Here is a 17,234-nt window from a genome sequence, read left to right on the forward strand (position 1 = left end):
TTTTAGTAATTTATAAATATGAAATTTTAATTTTTAAAAAGTTACTTAGTATAAGTTATGTTATAAGTTATTAATAAAATTTAGTGATATAATATAAATGTAATGTTTAAATTTAGGAGAAATATTTATGAAAAATAAATTTGAAATACAAGAATTTTTAAAAAAATACAGTCATTGTGAAACAATTATAGAAGAAAACAATATAAATATTAAAAACTTAGAAGAAATATATAAAGACTATATAGAATATTTAGAGTCTTATGAAAATCAAGCTAATTTTATAGCAAACATATTAAGGGCAAACGAATGTATTCATTCTGTAAAGTCTAGAATAAAAGCAAGTGATAGGCTTATAGAAAAGATTGTAAGAAAAACAAAAGATAGGAAAGAAAAATATGGGGGTGATTTTGAATTTACAGTAAATAACTATAAAGATGAAATAAATGATTTAATTGGAATTAGGGTAATACATATTTTTAAAGAACAGTGGAAAGAAATACATGATTTTATAATAAATACATGGAAGGTTATAGAAATAACAGCTAATGTTAGAGAAGGAGATAATACTGAGATATTTAATAAACTTGGGATAGAGGTTAGATCAAGACAATCAGGATATAGGTCAGTACATTACTTAGTTGAGTTTTATCCAACTAATAAAAAAGTTATAGCAGAAATACAGGTTAGAACTATATTTGAAGAAGGATATGGTGAAATTGATCATAGACTTAGATATTCCCATAATGAAATTCCAGAAATATTAAAATCTAATCTTTTATTATTTAATAGAATAGTAGGAAGTGCTGATGAAATGGCATCTCTTATAAATACTCTTAGTAAAGAGTGGAATAAAAATGAATGGAATATAAAAGAAAATATGTATAAGAATTTAATTAAGGAAAAGGATTATGAGATTCAAAGGTTAAAAGAGAAGAATAATATTATCTAATTATCATAAAATAATTAGATTGGATGGAGGGGTATTATGAAATTTAACAAAAAAATTTATTTTATAGCTTTTATAACATTTTTACTAACGGTATCCTTTATGGGATGTTCTAGTAAAAGTAAAGCTATTGATGCTTTTAATCAGTATAAAGACAAGTGGCAAAGTTTAGATTATAAGGGTATGTATGATATGCTTAGCAAAGATTCAAAAGGTACTATTGATGAAACAACATTTGTTCAAAGGCTTGGAAATATATATGGAGCTATGAATGCTAGTAATATTAATATTAAACTAGGTGAGGCTACAAAAGAAAATAATGATGTAATTATTCCATTTTCTTTAACTATGGATACAGTAGCTGGAAATCTAAAATTAGATGATTTTAAAGTTACTTTAGTAAAAGAAGATAAAGATTATAAAATAAAGTGGAATGATAATTTGATTTTTCCTAACATGCAAGAGGGAGATAAAATAAAAGTTAATACCGTAAATGCAGTAAGAGGTAAAATATTAGATAAAGACGGGAAAGCTTTAGCAGAGGATGGAAAAATTAATATTGTTGGTATACATCCAGCTATATTTAATAGAAAAAATAAAGATGAAAAAATAAAAGAAATAGCAAGAGCTTTAGACATAAGTGAGGACACAATAATTAAAAAATTAGATTCAAATAGCAATCCAAGTCATTTTGTAGAAATAGTTAAAATATTACCTAATGATTCAAAACTTAATAGTTTAAAAAATCGTGATGAGGATGGAATATTAATTCAAAATTCTATATCAAGAGTTTATAGTGGTGGAGAAGCGTTTGGTAGATTAGTAGGATATGTAGGACCTATTACAAAAGAGGAATTAGAAAAAAATAAAGACAAAGGGTATAATACACATAGTTTAATTGGTAAAAGTGGATTAGAACAAGTTTATGAAGATAAGTTAAGATGTGAAAATGGAGGGAAAATATATATTGAAAGAGGAGAAGAAAAAATAGAAGTTGCTAATAAAGATCCTAAGAATGGAAGTGATATAACAATTTCTATAGATTCAAATCTTCAAAAGAAAATATATAGAGAAATAAATGGAGAAAAGGGAGCATCTACTGCATTAAATCCTAAAACAGGCGAAGTATTAGCTATGGTAAGTTCACCTTCTTATGATTCAAATATGTTTACAACTTATATGACAAAAACTCAAAAGAAAGAATTAGAGGATACAAAAAATGCGGCTTATGAAAATAGATTTACAAAACTTTATTCACCAGGCTCTACATTTAAGCTTATAACTGCAACTACAGGAATCCAAGATGGAGTTATAAAAGCAAATGATAAAAAAGATATAAAGGGATTAAGTTGGCAAAAAGATAGTTCATGGGGTGATTATAAGGTTACAAGAGTTGAAGATCCAGGTAAATCAGTAAATTTAAATGATGCTGTTAAGTATTCTGATAATATATATTTTGCTCAAGTTGCAGTAGACCTTGGAAGTGATAAGTTTATTGAAGGAGCTAAAAAATTTGGAATAGGAGAAAAAATAGATTTTGGATATCCAATGGAAACTTCACAAATTTCAAATAACGGGAAAATAGAAAGTGAAATAGCATTAGCAGATAGTGGATATGGTCAAGGTCAAGTTTTGGTTACTCCTTTAAATATGACACTTGCTTATAGTGCTTTATCAAATGAAGGGAATATAATGAAACCAAGATTGGTTACAAGTATAAATAATAAAGAAGAAATATTTAAAAAACAAACAATAGAGAAAAAATATTTAAATGATTTAATAAATGCATTTAAAGAACCTATAAATAGTGAAGGTGGTACTGCCACAGATGCTAAAATACCAGGTCAAGAATTAGCAGGAAAAACAGGAACAGCAGAAATTAAAAAGAGTCAAAATGATAAAAAGGGAACAGAAAATGGATGGTTTATAGCAACAGATGTTAAAGGATCAAAAATTACAATTTCTATGATTCTTGAAGATGTTAAAGAAAAAGGTGGTTCTCATGCTGTTGTTCCTAAAGTAAGAAATGTATTAGAATATTATTTAAAATAACATATTAAAAATTGGCACTTTAATTAAAGTGCCAATTTTTTTATCTAAATTACACCTTTAGTTAAAATTATATTAGCATAAAGAGCTTTTTCTGATGTTGCTATAACAGCGTATGCTTTCTTTGCTTCTTCATAAAAATCAAATCTTTCTATAAATCCAAAAGAATCAAAAGGTGAAAATTCTTTTTTTATAATAGTTTTATAAGTATCCCAAATATTAGGAACGAAATTATCACCTGGAAGTACATTCATTAGTTTTACTGGTTTTTCTGAATAAGTATCTAATGGAAATAAAGTTAATATGGCTTCTAAAATTTCAGGAACATTATGTCCATCTAATCTAACTAACCTTTTTGCGCAAGAAGATGAAGGAAAATTGCCATCTGCAATAACTATTGTATCTCCATGTCCCATTTCCATAAGTATTTTTATAAGTTCAGGTGAAATAATTGAAGGAATTTTTTTTAACATAAAAACACTCTCCTTTGAATATAAAATAAAAGAATACAAAAACATTATAAACAAAATATGGTAAAAATTCAAATAAATTAAAATTTATGTTGTGATAATTGGAAAAAAAAGGTATAATTATATAAAGTAAATTGAATAAAAATAAAACAACATAAACAAAAAAAGGGGTGCGGGGAGTGATTAAATGTCAAAGCAAGTATTGCTAAAGATGGAAGGAATAGATAAAGCCTTTCCAGGGGTACAAGCTTTAAAAAATGCAAAGCTTGAAGTCTTAAAAGGAGAAGTACATGTTCTTATTGGAGAAAATGGTGCTGGAAAATCAACACTTATGAAAGTACTAACAGGAGTCTATAAAAAGGATTCGGGAAATATACTATTTAAAGGAAAAGAATTTAATGTAAAAAATCCTAAAGAAGCAGCAGAGCGTGGTGTATCTATAATACATCAAGAATTTAATTTATTACCTCATCTTACAGTAGCTCAAAATATATATATAGGTAGAGAGCCAAAGAAAAATAAATTTATTATTGATGAAAAAAAAATGATTAAAGATACAGAAAATGTATTAAAATCATTGAATTTAAGCATTGACCCTAATGAGAGAGTTGATAATTTAAGTGTAGCAGAACAACAAATGGTTGAAATTGCGAAAGCATTAGCATTTAAATCAGAAGTTTTATTATTAGATGAACCAACATCAGCACTTACAGAGTCAGAAATTGAAGATTTATTTAAAATAATAAAAAAATTAAAAAAAGAAGGGGTTGGAATAGTTTATATTTCTCATAGAATGGAGGAGTTTAAGCATATTGCAGATAGAATAACTGTACTTAGAGATGGAAGTTATATAGGAACTAGAATATGGAAAGATGTGGATATAAATGAAATTATTAAAATGATGGTTGGAAGAGATATAAAAGATCAATATCCAAAAAGAGAGCCAAATATAGGAGAAGTAGTATTTGAAGCCAAAAATATAAATAGAAAAGGTAAGTTACATGATGTAAGCTTTAGCGTTAAAAAAGGAGAAATATTAGGATTTGCAGGGCTTATGGGAGCTGGAAGAACTGAAGTTGCAAGAGCAATCTTTGGAGCTGATCCTATTGATTCAGGAGAATTCTATTTAGAAGGAAATAAAATAAAAATAAAATCACCAGTAGATGCAATAAAAAATCAAATAGCATATTTATCAGAAGATAGAAAGAGAGATGGACTTTTATTAGATTTAGATGTAGAGTTTAATACTGTTATTGCAAATATAAAAGAATACAGTAAATTATCTGTTGTAAACGATAAACTGTGCAAAAAGATATCAAATGAAAAAATTAATGATTTAAAAACTAAAACACCATCTTTAAGTCAAAAAACTAAGTTTTTAAGTGGTGGAAATCAGCAGAAAGTATTAATAGGAAGATGGCTTTGCAGAGATACTAAAGTTCTTATATTCGATGAGCCAACAAGAGGAATAGATGTTGGTGCTAAATATGAAGTATATACTTTAATGAAAGAATTAGCTGAAAAAGGGGTTGCTATTATTATGATTTCTTCTGAATTACCTGAAATTTTAGGGATGAGTGATAGAATTATTGTAATGCATGAAGGTAAGAAAACAGGAGAACTTGATATAAAAGATGCTACACAAGAAAAAATAATGAGCTTAGCATCTAATAGTTAATAATTTTAGGGGGAGATTTTTGGTATGGAAGCTATTAAAAATAAGAAAGTATTAAATAGTGATAAAAAAGATAATAAAGCACTATTACAGAAAATGGCAGCAGGTATAAGTTTGCTTTTAATGTGTTTATTTTTCTCAGTTGCAACACCGCATTTTTTAAATGTAGATAATATAATAACAATAGCATTACAAACTGCTGTAATAGGAATAATGGCTATAGGGGTTACTTTTGTTATTATAACTTCAGGTATAGATTTATCATTAGGTGCAATAATTGCATTAAGTGGTGTTTCCGCAGGACTTTTTATAAGTAAAGGAATGAGCATTACAGTTGCTGTAATACTTGCTATATTAGTTGGTATGCTATTTGGTACTGTAAACGGTTTGCTTATTGGGAAGTTTAATTTACCACCTTTTATAGCAACTCTTGGTTCAATGATGATGGCTAGAGGACTAACTTTAGTACTTACTAATGCAAAACCAGTATATTTTGATTCAGCGCCAACTTTTTCAACTATATCTCAAGGAAAGTTATTTGGAATTATTCCTTATCCTGTAATATATTTAATTGTATTAGCTATTATATCAGGATTTATATTAAAGAAAACTTTAATTGGAAGATATACTTATGCAATAGGAAGTAATGAGGAAGCAGCAAGATTATCTGGTATAAATGTATTAAAAACTAAATTATTTGTATATATGTATTGTGGACTTATGTGTGCTATTGCTGGTATTGTAATGGCTGCAAGAATAAATTCAGGTCAGCCAACTGCTGGAGAAGGATATGAATTAGATGCAATAGCAGCTGTTGTTATTGGAGGAACATCTTTAAGTGGAGGAGAGGGTTCAATAACAGGAACTATTCTTGGTGCTTTTATAATGGGTGTATTAAAAAATGGTCTTAATCTAATGAATGTATCACAAAACTGGCAAATGCTTGCTATGGGAGCAGTTGTTATAGGTGCTGTATATGTAGATATGCTTAGAAAGAAAAAGAGATAGTTATTAATTGTTAGTTAGTTATTAAAATAAATAATTAATTAAATTAAAACATAAAGTTTGTGGGAGGGTATGATTTATGAAATTAAAAAAACTTGTGGCTATGGTTGCTACAGCAGCAGTGCTTGCAGTTGGAGTTGTTGGATGTAGTTCAGGAGGTCAAGGAACAGGAGATTCATCAGGTGGAACAGAAGGAAAAAAGGATGACACTTATATTGCAGTTATATCAAAAGGATATCAACATGAATTTTGGAAGACTGTAGAACAGGGAACACAAAAAGCGGCTGAAGAACTTGGGATAAAAGTAACTTTTGAAGGTCCAGATAGTGAAACAGAAGTTGACAGACAAATAGAGATGGTTGAAAATGCAATAACAAAACAAGCTAAAGCTATAATGCTTGCTCCTCTTGATAATAAGGCTTTATTACCAGTAGTTCAAAAGGCAGAAGAAAAAGGTATTCCAGTAATAACTTTTGACTCAGATTTAGATTCAGATATTCAAAAGAGTTTTGTTGCTACTGATAACAAAGCAGCAGGAGCAATTGCAGCAAAAGAAATGTCTAAACGAATCGGTGGCAAAGGAAAGGTTGCAATAGTTGCTCATAATGAAGGAACATCAACTGCTCAAGAAAGAAGAGATGGATTTAAAGAAGAGATAGAAAAAAATCATAAAGATATAGAAATAGTTTCAATACAATATTCAGATGGAGACCATGCATTAGCACTTGCTAAAGCTACAGATATAATGACAGCTAATCCAGACTTAAAAGGATTATATGCAACAAATGAAGGGGCTGTTGTAGGTGTTGCTACAGCTGTTAAGGAAAAAGGAAAATTAGACGATATAACATTAATAGGATTTGATTCATCAGATCAAGAAATTGCTTTCTTAAAAGAAAAAGTAATTGATGGTTTCGTTGTTCAAAATCCATATAATATGGGATATTTAGGAGTTAAAGCTGCTAATGATGTATTAGAAGGTAAAAATGTTGAAAAAAGAATAGATACTGGAGCTACTTATGTAAGTCTAGATAATTTTGAAAATGATGATATTCAAAAATTATTATATCCATTAGGTAAAAAATAATAAGTAATTATATTTTAATAATATTTTAAGAGAGAGATTTAAGCTCTCTCTTTTTTCTATAAATAGTTTATTCTATATAATAAGTTAAAGAAAAATTTTTATACTAAAAGTTTTGTAAAAAAATAATAAAAAGCATAGATACAGATTGTATCAATGCTTTTTATCAATTTATTTATAACTATTTATATAGAGGGCCAAAGTTTTTACATGCTCTAAAATCAGCACCTTCAAGATCTCTTAATCCATGTAATCCCCAAGCACTTGGTCTAAATATTTTATCTTCTGGAACATTATGCATAGAAACTGGAATTCTAAGAATTGAAGCTAGTGTTATTAAATCAGCTCCTATATGTCCATAAGAAATAGCTCCATGATTTGCTCCCCAATTATTCATTACTGAATATACATCTTTAAATGCACCTTCACCAGTAAGGTTTGGAACAAACCAAGTTGTAGGCCAAGTGTTATCAGTTCTATTATCAATAGTTTTAGTTATTTCTTCATCTAAATCAACAGAGTATCCTTCAGCTATTTGAAGAACAGGACCTAATCCATCAACTAGACAAACTCTTGACATTGTTAGTGGCATTTTTCCTTTTGATAAGAATTTAGAGGAATATCCACCACCTCTAAAATATTCATTTACTGCAGGATGCCAAGTTGTTGCAGCTAGGCAATCATTAATTTCATTTTCTGTAATTTCCCAAAATGGCTTCATTGTAGGATTTCCATTTTTATCAGTTTGTCTACCTGATGCATCTAACGTAGCAGAACCTGAATTAATTAAATGAATAAATCCATTCTTAGCTTCTTCAGGTAAATCTTTTTCTGTAACTCTTTTAACTGCTTCTGGTGACCAATATGTTCTAACATCAGCAAATATTTGAGCTGTATTAGTAAGAAGGTGTCCAAATAGCATAGGAACAGCATTTAATGAATCATTTTCTGTTGCGAATACAAAAGCCTCTCTTAATCCATTCCAATCAAATGAAGAATTTAATATAGCTTCCATAAAGTCACCATTTGGTGAATGATCTGTCCAGTGACGTTGTCCTTGGAATCCTCCAGCAATTGCATTATGACCTTCTGATTCTTCTTTAAATCCAAGTGATTCTAATTTAGGATTACCAATCATTAAATCCTTTACTATTAAAGTCATTTTAACAACAGTTTCCCATATATTATCTTTTTCTTCTCGAGTTTTTTGATTAGCTTCTGAATTTTTATCAAATCCTTCTTTACAATTTTCTTTAACCCAATGTAAAGCCTTATTAAATTCATCTTTATCGTAAATTTCTCTATCTATCCTTCTAGTGATTTCACTCATATCTACATATTCATTTCTCATTCCAAGATACTTTTGGAAAAACTTTTGATCAACCATAGAACCAGCAATTCCCATTGACACAGAACCTACTGAAAGATAAGATTTTCCTCTCATCATAGCAACAGATAAACCTGCTTTTGCAAATCTTAAAAGTTTTTCTTTTACATCGCTTGGTATATCAGTACAATCTGCATCTTGAACGTCCTTTCCGTATATACCAAATGCAGGTAGACCAACTTGATTATGTCCAGCAAGAGCAGCAGCTAAATAAACAGCGCCTGGTCTTTCAGTTCCGTTAAATCCCCAAATTGCTTTTGGCATATGTGGATCCATATCAATTGTTTCTGTACCATAGCACCAACATGGAGTTACTGTTATAGTTAAACCAACACCTTCTCTTTTAAATTTTTCATAGCATTTACTTGCCTCATTAACGCCACCAATAGTAGTATCTGCTATTACACATTCAACTTGTTCACCATTAGGATAACGTAAATTTTCTTTTAAAAGTGAAGCTACGGAATTAGCCATATTCATAGTTTGGTCTTCTAAAGATTCTCTAACACCGTTTCTTCTACCATCAATTGTTGGTCTTATACCTATCTTTGGATATTGATTATTTGATTTATACATAAAGCACCCCCAATATTATATTACCAATATTTTACAATATAATTTTATAATGAAAAAATATACAAGTCAATAAGTGTGTGTAAAAGTTTTCCAAAAATATTTTAAAGATGTTGTTTGTATTTGATTTATGTTGTATTATATAATTACCAAATAATGTAAAATAAGTTAAGGGGGAATTATTTTGAGTAATTATTTAGCTTTTGATTTTGGGGCATCATCAGGAAGAGCTATAATTTGTGAATATAAAAATGGAACATTAAATTTAGAAGAAATATATAGATTTCCTAACGATCCAGTTTTTTTAGGTGATAAATATGTTTGGGATTTTCCAAGACTTTTTAATGAATTAAAAAATGCTTTGAAAAAAGTAGCTACAATGAATAAAAAAATAGATGGAATAGGAATAGATACTTGGGGAGTAGACTTTGGACTTATAGATAAAAATGGAAACTTAATTGGAATGCCTATGCATTACAGAGATAAAAGAAATTATTATGGAATAAAGGAAACGGAAAAATATATAAGTTTAAGTGAACTTTATTTAAGAAATGGTATATCAAATAATGTATTTAATACTTGTTTTCAACTTGTTGCTGATAAGAAATATAGAAAAGAAATACTAGAAAATAGTGATTCATTATTATTTATGCCTGATTTATTTGCATATTATTTAACTGGAGAAAAGAAAAATGAATTTACAATTGCATCTACATCAGCATTGCTAGATATTAATAATAAAGAATGGGATTATGAGCTTATAGATAAGGTTAAAATTCCAAAGAATATATTTAATGAAATAATAAATCCAGGAGAGATATATGGATATTTAAAAGAAGAAGTATTAGATGAGACAGGGCTTTCTTACAATATACCTGTTATAGCTGTTGGTGGACATGATACAGCATCTGCAGTAATGGGAGCTCCTTTAAAAGATGAAAAAGATGCATATTTAAGTTCAGGAACGTGGTCACTTTTAGGGGTTGAAAGCAATGTTCAATTTAAAACAAAAGAAGCTTTAAATTGGAATTTTACTAATGAAGGAGGAGCACTCGGTAATGTTAGAGTTTTGAAAAATATTAATGGATTATGGCTACTTCAGCAACTTAAGAAAAATTGGTGTGAGTTTTATAATGATATAGATTTTCCAGATATAATAAGGGAAGCTAGAAAGTATGAAAATAAAAAGTTTATAGTAAATACTAATGATACTGAATTTATGAATACTAAAAATATGATTAAATCAATACAAAAATATTGTGAGGAAAATGGTCAAGGAACTCCTAAAGAACTAGGAGAATTAGCTATTGCTGTTTATAATGGCTTAACTAAAGAATACAAAGACACAATATGTGATTTAGAGAATTTATTAGGATATAAGATAGAAAGGATTAATATTGTGGGTGGAGGAATTAAGGATAAGTATTTAAGTGAGCTTACAGCTAAAAAAACTGGAAAAAAAGTTATAGCTGGACCTATTGAAGCAGCTGTAATTGGTAATATTATAATGCAATGTATAGCTTGTGGAGAAATTTCATCTGTACAAGAGGGAAGAAAGATTATAGAAAAATCATTTAATGAAGAAATGTATTCTGTTTAAAAAGAATATATGGAGGTGTAAAGTTTGTTGGCAGTTGAAAGAAGGCATAAAATTGTAATACAGATTCAGGAAGAAAAAAAAGTTTTAGTTCAGGAATTAGCTGTTAAATTTTCTGTAACAGAAGAAACTATAAGAAGGGATCTTGAAAAATTAGAAGACCAAGGAATATTAAAAAGAACTTATGGTGGAGCTATAGTTAATGAGGGAACAAATGTTGATATGCCTTTAGATATGAGAGAAGTTATAAATAAAGAGGGGAAAGTTAATATAGCCGAAAGAGTTGAAGAAGAAATAAAAGATGGGGATACAATAATGCTTGATTCATCATCTACAGCTTATTATGTTGCTAAGTGTTTAAGAAAAAGCAATAAAAGAGTTACATTAATAACTAATTCACTAAAGGTTATAACGGATCTTCAAGATTATAAAAATATAAATCTTATATTAGCTGGGGGAGTATTTAGAGAATCTTCTAAATCATTTACTGGAAAATGGGCACAATCTATAATAAAAAATTATTATGTGAATAAAGCTATTATATGTTGTAAAGGGATAGATATTGAAAGAGGGGTTATGGATTCTAATGAAGAAGAAGCTGAAGTTAAAAAGGTAATGGTTAATTCAGCTAGTAAGGTAATATTAGTAGTTGATTCTATAAAATTTGATAAAAGTTCATTTGTTAATATAGTTCAGTTTAAAGATATAGATTATATATATACTGATAAAGATGTTAATGATAAGTGGAAGAAAGTACTGAAAAATAACAAAATAGAATTAATAGTATGTTAGAATTAAGAGTTTGTTTTATAGCAAACTCTTTTTAATTAAAAGAAAAATCAATAAATAATATTTACTATATATTGACATTAAAGAAAAATTATGGTAAAATTAGGAAAGAAAAAAGAAAAATAAAGATAAGTAAAAATAAATAGGGGGATTGTTTATGGTATCAGAATATGAAATAAAAAAACAAATTTGTGAAATAGGAAAAAGAATTTATAATAATGGTTTTGTTGCAGCAAATGATGGTAATGTATCAGTTAGAATAAATGAAAAAGAAGTTCTTTGCACACCAACTGGAGTTTCAAAAGGTTATATGACTACAGATATGATATGTAAGGTTGATATGGATGGAAATATCATTAGTGCAAATGGCAATTTTAAGCCTTCATCAGAAGTTAAAATGCATTTAAGAGTATATAAAGAAAGACCAGATGTTAAATCAGTAGTTCATGCTCATCCTCCATATGGTACAAGCTATGCTATTGCAGGAATTCCTTTAGATAAAGCTATAATGCCAGAAGCTGTAATTGCTCTTGGTAATGTTCCAATAGCTGAATATGGAACTCCATCTACTGAAGAAATTCCAGATGCAGTAGCAAAATATCTTCAATGTTATGATGCGGTTTTATTAGAAAACCATGGGGCTTTAACATATGGACCAGATCTTATGTCAGCTTATTTTAAGATGGAATCACTAGAATTTTATGCAAAGCTTATGTTTATATCAAGTCAAATAGGTGAGCCACAAGTTTTAAATAATAACCAAATTGACAAATTATTAGATATAAGAAGAGGTATGAATTTAATTGGAAAACATCCAGGCTTATGTTGTAATGAAGATGGAAGTTGTATATATAATTCAAATAATTTAGCTCAAAAAGAATCTAATTTAAATGATGAGCTTGTAGAAAAAATAGTAAAAGAAGTTACAAGTAAAGTATTAGGGGCAATTAAATAATAATTAAGTGAGATAGTTTTGAAATACTAAAATAAATTTATTAATAAGAATGTTTTATTAAAGAAGATTCTAAAAAAGGGCTTTTATTTCTAAGCCCTTTTCTATAAAAATTAAATTTAATAAAATTATAAGTTTTTAAATAGAGATAATATCATATTACAAATAAAAAAAGAATAGACTAAATTTATTCCAACTTTATACAGGAAAATAGATATATATTTTTCTATCAAATGGTGATTTTATGAATAAAATAAATTTTTTAAGTTTAGAAGTTTCAAAAAAGGTTATCGAGCAAGTTGAAAAGTTAGCTAATAAAGAAGGCATTCCAGTAGTTATAGCTATGTGTAATGAGTGGGGCATTATCATAGCAGTACATTTTATGGATGGAGCGCTTCCAGCAAGTTTTGATATTGCTGTAAATAAGGCTTTTACTTCAGCAAGCCTTAGAATAGCAACTAAAGATTTAAAAGCTTTATCAGTAGATGAAGGGGAGCTTTTTGGTATAAATAATACTAATAATAATAAAATAATAGCATTTCCAGGTGGATTTCCTATAAGAAAAAATGGCAATGTAATTGGAGCGATAGGGGTAAGTGGAGGTAGTTGTGAGTATGATAATAAACTAGCTCTATTTGGTAAGAACGTTTGTGAGGGGGTAATTGAGTGGTAGATAGTCAAATGAACCTAGAAGAAATTATAAAGAGAGTAATAAAAGAAATAACTGCCAAAGATGTTATAGAAAATAAAGAAAATCATAATTGTAAAGGAAAATGCAAAATTTCTGGTGGTTGTAAATGTAATAAAAAAGAATTAAATGAAAAATATTTGTTTGATAATGCCGATGAGGCTGTAAATGCAGCTAAGGAAGCGTATGAGAAATTAAAGAATTTATCAGTTAGAGATAGAGAAAAAATAATAGAAGGTATTAGAAAGAAATGTTTAGATTATTCAGAAAAAATAGCTAAAATGGCAGTTGAAGAAACTGGTATGGGAAAATATGACCATAAAGTTTTAAAACATGTATTAGTAGCAGAAAAAACTCCAGGAACAGAAGATATAGTTACTACAGCTTGGACTGGAGATGAGGGACTTACATTAGTAGAAAAAGGTGCTTTTGGAGTTATAGCGGCAATTACTCCATCAACTAATCCTACAGTAACAGTATTTTGTAATTCAATTGGTATGATTGCAGGTGGAAATACTGTAGTATTTGCACCACATCCAGGAGCAAAAAATTGTTCAAATTATGCAGTTAAGCTTATTAATGAAGCTTCAATTGAAGCTGGTGGTCCTGAAAATATAGTTGTATCTTTTAAAGAACCAAGTATAGAAAATACAAATAATTTAATGAAACATAAAGATGTTACGTTAATATCAGCAACAGGTGGACCAGGAGTTGTTTTACAAGCACTATCAAGTGGAAAGAGAGCTATAGGAGCTGGCGCTGGAAACCCACCGGTTTTAGTTGATGAAACAGCAGATATTAAAAAGGCTGCAAAAGATATATTAGATGGTGCAACGTTTGATAATAATTTGCCATGTATAGCTGAAAAAGAGGTAGTTGCCGTTAGTGAAATATGTGATGAATTAATAGAAAATATGACTTTATTTGGTGCTTATTTAATAAAGGATAAGAACATTTTAAAAAGATTAGAAGATTTAGTTCTTATAAATAAAAATGGAAAAAGAATATTAAATAGAGAGTTCGTTGGAAAAGATGCAAAAGTAATTTTAGATAAATTATCAATAGATGTTAATGATTCGATAAGATGTATTGTATTTGAAGGCGATTATGAAGATGCACTTATACAAGAAGAACTTATGATGCCAATACTTGGTGTTGTAAGAGTTAAAGATTTAGATGAAGGAATAGATATAGCAGTTAAGCTTGAACATGGAAATAGACATTCAGCTCATATGCATTCAAAAAATGTAAACAATTTAACTAGATTCGCAAAAGCTGTTGATACTGCTATTTTTGTAAAAAATGCACCTTCATATTCAGCAATAGGATTTGGAGCAGAAGGTTTTGCTACATTTACTATAGCTAGTAAAACTGGAGAAGGATTAAGTTCTGCGAGTACATTTACTAAAAATAGAAGATGTGTTTTAAAAGATGGGTTATGTATAAGATAGTGAATGGGGGTAAGTTATGGAAGTCAATAATTTAAATATAGAAGAAATAATAAAAAGTGTTGTTAAGGAAATGATGAAAGACGATGTTAAAGATATTGTAACTTCTAAAGAAATAAAAAATACTGGAAAAGTTGGAATGCTTGTAGGAAAAGAAAAAATTGAAATTAAAGAATTTAAAATACCAGAAATAAATGATGATGAAATGCTTATCAAGGTAGAAGGTTGCGGAATATGTGGAACAGACGCTCATGAATTCAAAAATGACCCATTTGGATTAATACCATTAGTACTTGGACACGAAGGTACAGGTGAAATAGTTAAAATAGGAAAAAATATAAAGAAAGATTCAAGAGGAAAAGATCTTAAAATTGGAGATAAGATTGTTACTTGTATAATTCCTTGTGGGGAATGTGATGTTTGTCTAAATCATCCAGAAAGAACAAATTTATGTGAGAATCAAGGAATATATGGACTTATAAGTGATGATGAAATCCATCATAATGGATGGTTTTCTGAATATTTAGTTATAAGAAAAGGATCTACAGTGTTCAATGTTTCAGATATGGATTTACATTCAAGAATATTAATAGAACCAGCAGCTGTTGTTGTACATGCTGTTGAAAGAGCAAAAAGTACTGGCTTATTAAAATTTAATTCTAAAGTTTTAGTTCAAGGTTGTGGTCCTATAGGATTATTACTACTTTCAGTGTTAAGAACTATGGGAATAGAGAATATTATTGCAGTAGATGGTAACTCAGATAGATTGGAAATTGCAAAAAGTCTTGGGGCGAATAGCATTATAAATATTACAGAGAGTAAAGAATTTAATGAAACTGTTAAAAAGGTTTATAGCTTAACTGATGAATTAGGTGTTGATTTTGCATTTCAATGTACTGGAGTACCAAAGGCAGCAGCCGGTATATGGAAATTTATAAAAAGAGGTGGAGGTCTTTGTGAAGTTGGATTTTTTGTAGATAATGGAGATGCAACTATAAATCCACATTATGATATATGTAAAAAAGAAGTTACAGTAGTTGGTTCATGGGTTTATACACCACAGGATTATTTAACTACATTTGATTTTTTAAAGAGAGCAAATGGAATCGGACTTCCAATTAAAAAATTAATAACACATGAATTTGATTTAGAGAATTTACAAGAAGCAATGTTAACTAATATAAGACAGGATGGAATTAAAATAGCTATAGTTAATAAATAATGAGGTAATAGTATGAGAGCCGTTGGATTAATTGAAGTGTTTGGTCTTACAGCTGCACTTGTAGCAGCAGATGCAGCTTGTAAAGCTGCAAATGTAAAGATTGAAGCATTAGATAATAATAAACCTAAAAATGCAGATGAACTTGAAGTTCCAGTACTTATAGTTGTTAAATTTAGTGGAACAGTAAGTGATGTAAATATGGCTATGGAAGCAGCTATAAATGCTTCAAATAAAATATCTGGAGTTCATTCAAAGTATATAATGGCTCATCCAGATGAAGGAATTAAAAAGTTTATAAAGATAAGTTGTATAAAGTAAATTTAAGGAGGATTTTTATTATGAAACAAGAAGCATTAGGAATGATAGAAACAAGAGGATTAGTTGCTGCTATAGAAGCAGCAGATGCAATGGTAAAGGCAGCAGATGTAACTTTAATTGGTACAGAAAAGATAGGATCAGGACTTGTAACAGTAATGGTAAGGGGAGATGTTGGAGCTGTAAAAGCAGCAACAGAAGCAGCTTCAGATGTTGCAGGAAGACTTGGAGAAGTTGTAGCAGTACATGTAATACCAAGACCTAATGGAGATGTGGAAAATATATTACCAAAACTTGATTAAATAAAGGTTTATTATGGGATCACTAGGAATAGTGGAAGTAGTTGGAGTGGTATCTGCAATGCTTGCTGTGGATGCCATGACAAAAGCTTCTAATGTAAATTTAGAAACTTTAGAAAAAAAACTCGGTGGAAGGCTTGTTACTATAATAGTTTCAGGAAATGTATCTGATGTAAAAAATGCAGTTGAAGTTGGAAAAGAAACTGCTAATAAAATAACTAAATGCGTAGCACATGCTGTTATTAGTAGACCTCATGAAGAGGTAATAGGGATTATTAAAAAAAGTAAACAAAAATACAAGGGGCTATAATTTATGAAAAATAGTAATGATATAAATATAACAGATAATATATCTAATGAAGAGAAGCCTAAGAAAAAGAGAGGAAGAAAAAAGAAAGAGATAATAAATAATTTTGAAAATAGTAAAAAAGAAATTATGGAGGGGTTAAGAATGGGACAACAAGCATTAGGTATGTTAGAAACAAGAGGATTAGTTGCTGCTATAGAAGGAGCAGATGCAATGGTAAAAGCAGCAAATGTTGAAATGATAGGAACAGAAAAGATAGGATCAGGACTTGTAACAGTAATGGTAAGAGGAGATGTTGGTGCTGTAAAAGCTGCGACAGAAGCAGGTGCAGAAGTTGCAGGAAGACTTGGAGAAGTTGTAGCAGTACATGTAATACCAAGACCACACTCTTCAGTTGAGTTAATATTACCAAAAAATATTTAACATAG

The 17,234-nt window shown here is 29.1% G+C and carries 17 protein-coding genes; 15 read left to right on the forward strand and 2 right to left on the reverse strand.

What is annotated here, in order from left to right; genetic code table 11:
- Nucleotides 1-127 precede the first annotated feature (127 nt).
- Complete coding sequence (locus AC4FQ1_RS11455; RefSeq protein WP_303128073.1) at nt 128-949, forward strand: RelA/SpoT domain-containing protein; 822 nt, start codon at nt 128-130, stop codon at nt 947-949.
- Between the two features lie 36 nt (nt 950-985).
- A complete protein-coding gene (locus AC4FQ1_RS11460) occupies nt 986-2,998 on the forward strand; it encodes a penicillin-binding transpeptidase domain-containing protein (RefSeq protein ID WP_491169722.1) in 2,013 nt (670 codons plus the stop codon).
- A gap of 44 nt (nt 2,999-3,042) precedes the next feature.
- On the opposite strand, the gene AC4FQ1_RS11465 is transcribed toward AC4FQ1_RS11460, so the two are convergent.
- Nucleotides 3,043-3,468, reverse strand: coding sequence for an RbsD/FucU family protein (locus tag AC4FQ1_RS11465; protein WP_303128069.1), 426 nt, complete (start codon nt 3,466-3,468; stop codon nt 3,043-3,045).
- A 184-nt stretch (nt 3,469-3,652) separates the two neighbouring features.
- Between AC4FQ1_RS11465 and AC4FQ1_RS11470 the strand changes: the two genes are divergently transcribed.
- The 3 genes from AC4FQ1_RS11470 to AC4FQ1_RS11480 all read left to right on the forward strand — a co-directional run bounded on the left by AC4FQ1_RS11470 (nt 3,653) and on the right by AC4FQ1_RS11480 (nt 7,232).
- Nucleotides 3,653-5,143, forward strand: coding sequence for a sugar ABC transporter ATP-binding protein (locus AC4FQ1_RS11470; protein WP_303128066.1), 1,491 nt, complete (start codon nt 3,653-3,655; stop codon nt 5,141-5,143).
- Nucleotides 5,144-5,167: 24 nt separating this feature from the next.
- Nucleotides 5,168-6,148 (forward strand): ABC transporter permease, encoded by a 981-nt coding sequence (locus AC4FQ1_RS11475; RefSeq protein WP_303128064.1) that lies wholly within the window; start codon nt 5,168-5,170, stop codon nt 6,146-6,148.
- 76 nt (nt 6,149-6,224) lie between these two features.
- Nucleotides 6,225-7,232 (forward strand): ABC transporter substrate-binding protein, encoded by a 1,008-nt coding sequence (locus AC4FQ1_RS11480; RefSeq protein WP_303128062.1) that lies wholly within the window; start codon nt 6,225-6,227, stop codon nt 7,230-7,232.
- Nucleotides 7,233-7,410: 178 nt separating this feature from the next.
- Here AC4FQ1_RS11480 and AC4FQ1_RS11485 read toward each other — a convergent pair whose 3' ends face one another.
- Entirely contained in the window at nt 7,411-9,192 is a 1,782-nt protein-coding gene (locus AC4FQ1_RS11485; protein ID WP_491169723.1) for an L-fucose isomerase, read from the reverse strand.
- A gap of 181 nt (nt 9,193-9,373) precedes the next feature.
- Here AC4FQ1_RS11485 and AC4FQ1_RS11490 point away from each other — a divergent pair, with 181 nt between their 5' ends.
- The 10 genes from AC4FQ1_RS11490 (at nt 9,374) to AC4FQ1_RS11535 (ending at nt 17,229) form a co-directional block, all read left to right on the forward strand.
- Nucleotides 9,374-10,789, forward strand: coding sequence for a rhamnulokinase (locus AC4FQ1_RS11490; protein WP_491169724.1), 1,416 nt, complete (start codon nt 9,374-9,376; stop codon nt 10,787-10,789).
- Between the two features lie 24 nt (nt 10,790-10,813).
- Nucleotides 10,814-11,578, forward strand: coding sequence for a DeoR/GlpR family DNA-binding transcription regulator (locus AC4FQ1_RS11495; protein WP_491169725.1), 765 nt, complete (start codon nt 10,814-10,816; stop codon nt 11,576-11,578).
- Between the two features lie 154 nt (nt 11,579-11,732).
- On the forward strand, nt 11,733-12,530 hold the full coding sequence (locus AC4FQ1_RS11500; RefSeq protein WP_303128054.1) for a class II aldolase/adducin family protein: 798 nt from the start codon (nt 11,733-11,735) through the stop codon (nt 12,528-12,530).
- 241 nt (nt 12,531-12,771) lie between these two features.
- Nucleotides 12,772-13,200, forward strand: coding sequence for a GlcG/HbpS family heme-binding protein (locus AC4FQ1_RS11505; protein ID WP_303128046.1), 429 nt, complete (start codon nt 12,772-12,774; stop codon nt 13,198-13,200).
- 8 nt (nt 13,201-13,208) lie between these two features.
- Nucleotides 13,209-14,666: an aldehyde dehydrogenase family protein gene (locus tag AC4FQ1_RS11510; protein WP_491169762.1), complete on the forward strand. Its 1,458-nt coding sequence runs from the start codon at nt 13,209-13,211 to the stop codon at nt 14,664-14,666.
- A 16-nt stretch (nt 14,667-14,682) separates the two neighbouring features.
- A complete protein-coding gene (locus AC4FQ1_RS11515; protein WP_491169726.1) occupies nt 14,683-15,885 on the forward strand; it encodes a zinc-dependent alcohol dehydrogenase in 1,203 nt (400 codons plus the stop codon).
- 12 nt (nt 15,886-15,897) lie between these two features.
- Nucleotides 15,898-16,203, forward strand: coding sequence for a BMC domain-containing protein (locus AC4FQ1_RS11520; RefSeq protein ID WP_303128038.1), 306 nt, complete (start codon nt 15,898-15,900; stop codon nt 16,201-16,203).
- A gap of 20 nt (nt 16,204-16,223) precedes the next feature.
- The gene (locus tag AC4FQ1_RS11525) at nt 16,224-16,502 is read left to right on the forward strand and encodes a BMC domain-containing protein (protein WP_303128036.1); all 279 of its coding nucleotides are present in this window, start codon (nt 16,224-16,226) and stop codon (nt 16,500-16,502) included.
- Between the two features lie 13 nt (nt 16,503-16,515).
- The gene (locus tag AC4FQ1_RS11530) at nt 16,516-16,809 is read left to right on the forward strand and encodes a BMC domain-containing protein (RefSeq protein ID WP_491169727.1); all 294 of its coding nucleotides are present in this window, start codon (nt 16,516-16,518) and stop codon (nt 16,807-16,809) included.
- Nucleotides 16,810-16,950: 141 nt separating this feature from the next.
- Complete coding sequence (locus AC4FQ1_RS11535; protein ID WP_303128174.1) at nt 16,951-17,229, forward strand: BMC domain-containing protein; 279 nt, start codon at nt 16,951-16,953, stop codon at nt 17,227-17,229.
- Nucleotides 17,230-17,234: the final 5 nt, after the last annotated feature.

The sequence above is a fragment of the Clostridium sp. TJA020 genome (genome assembly GCF_058310295.1).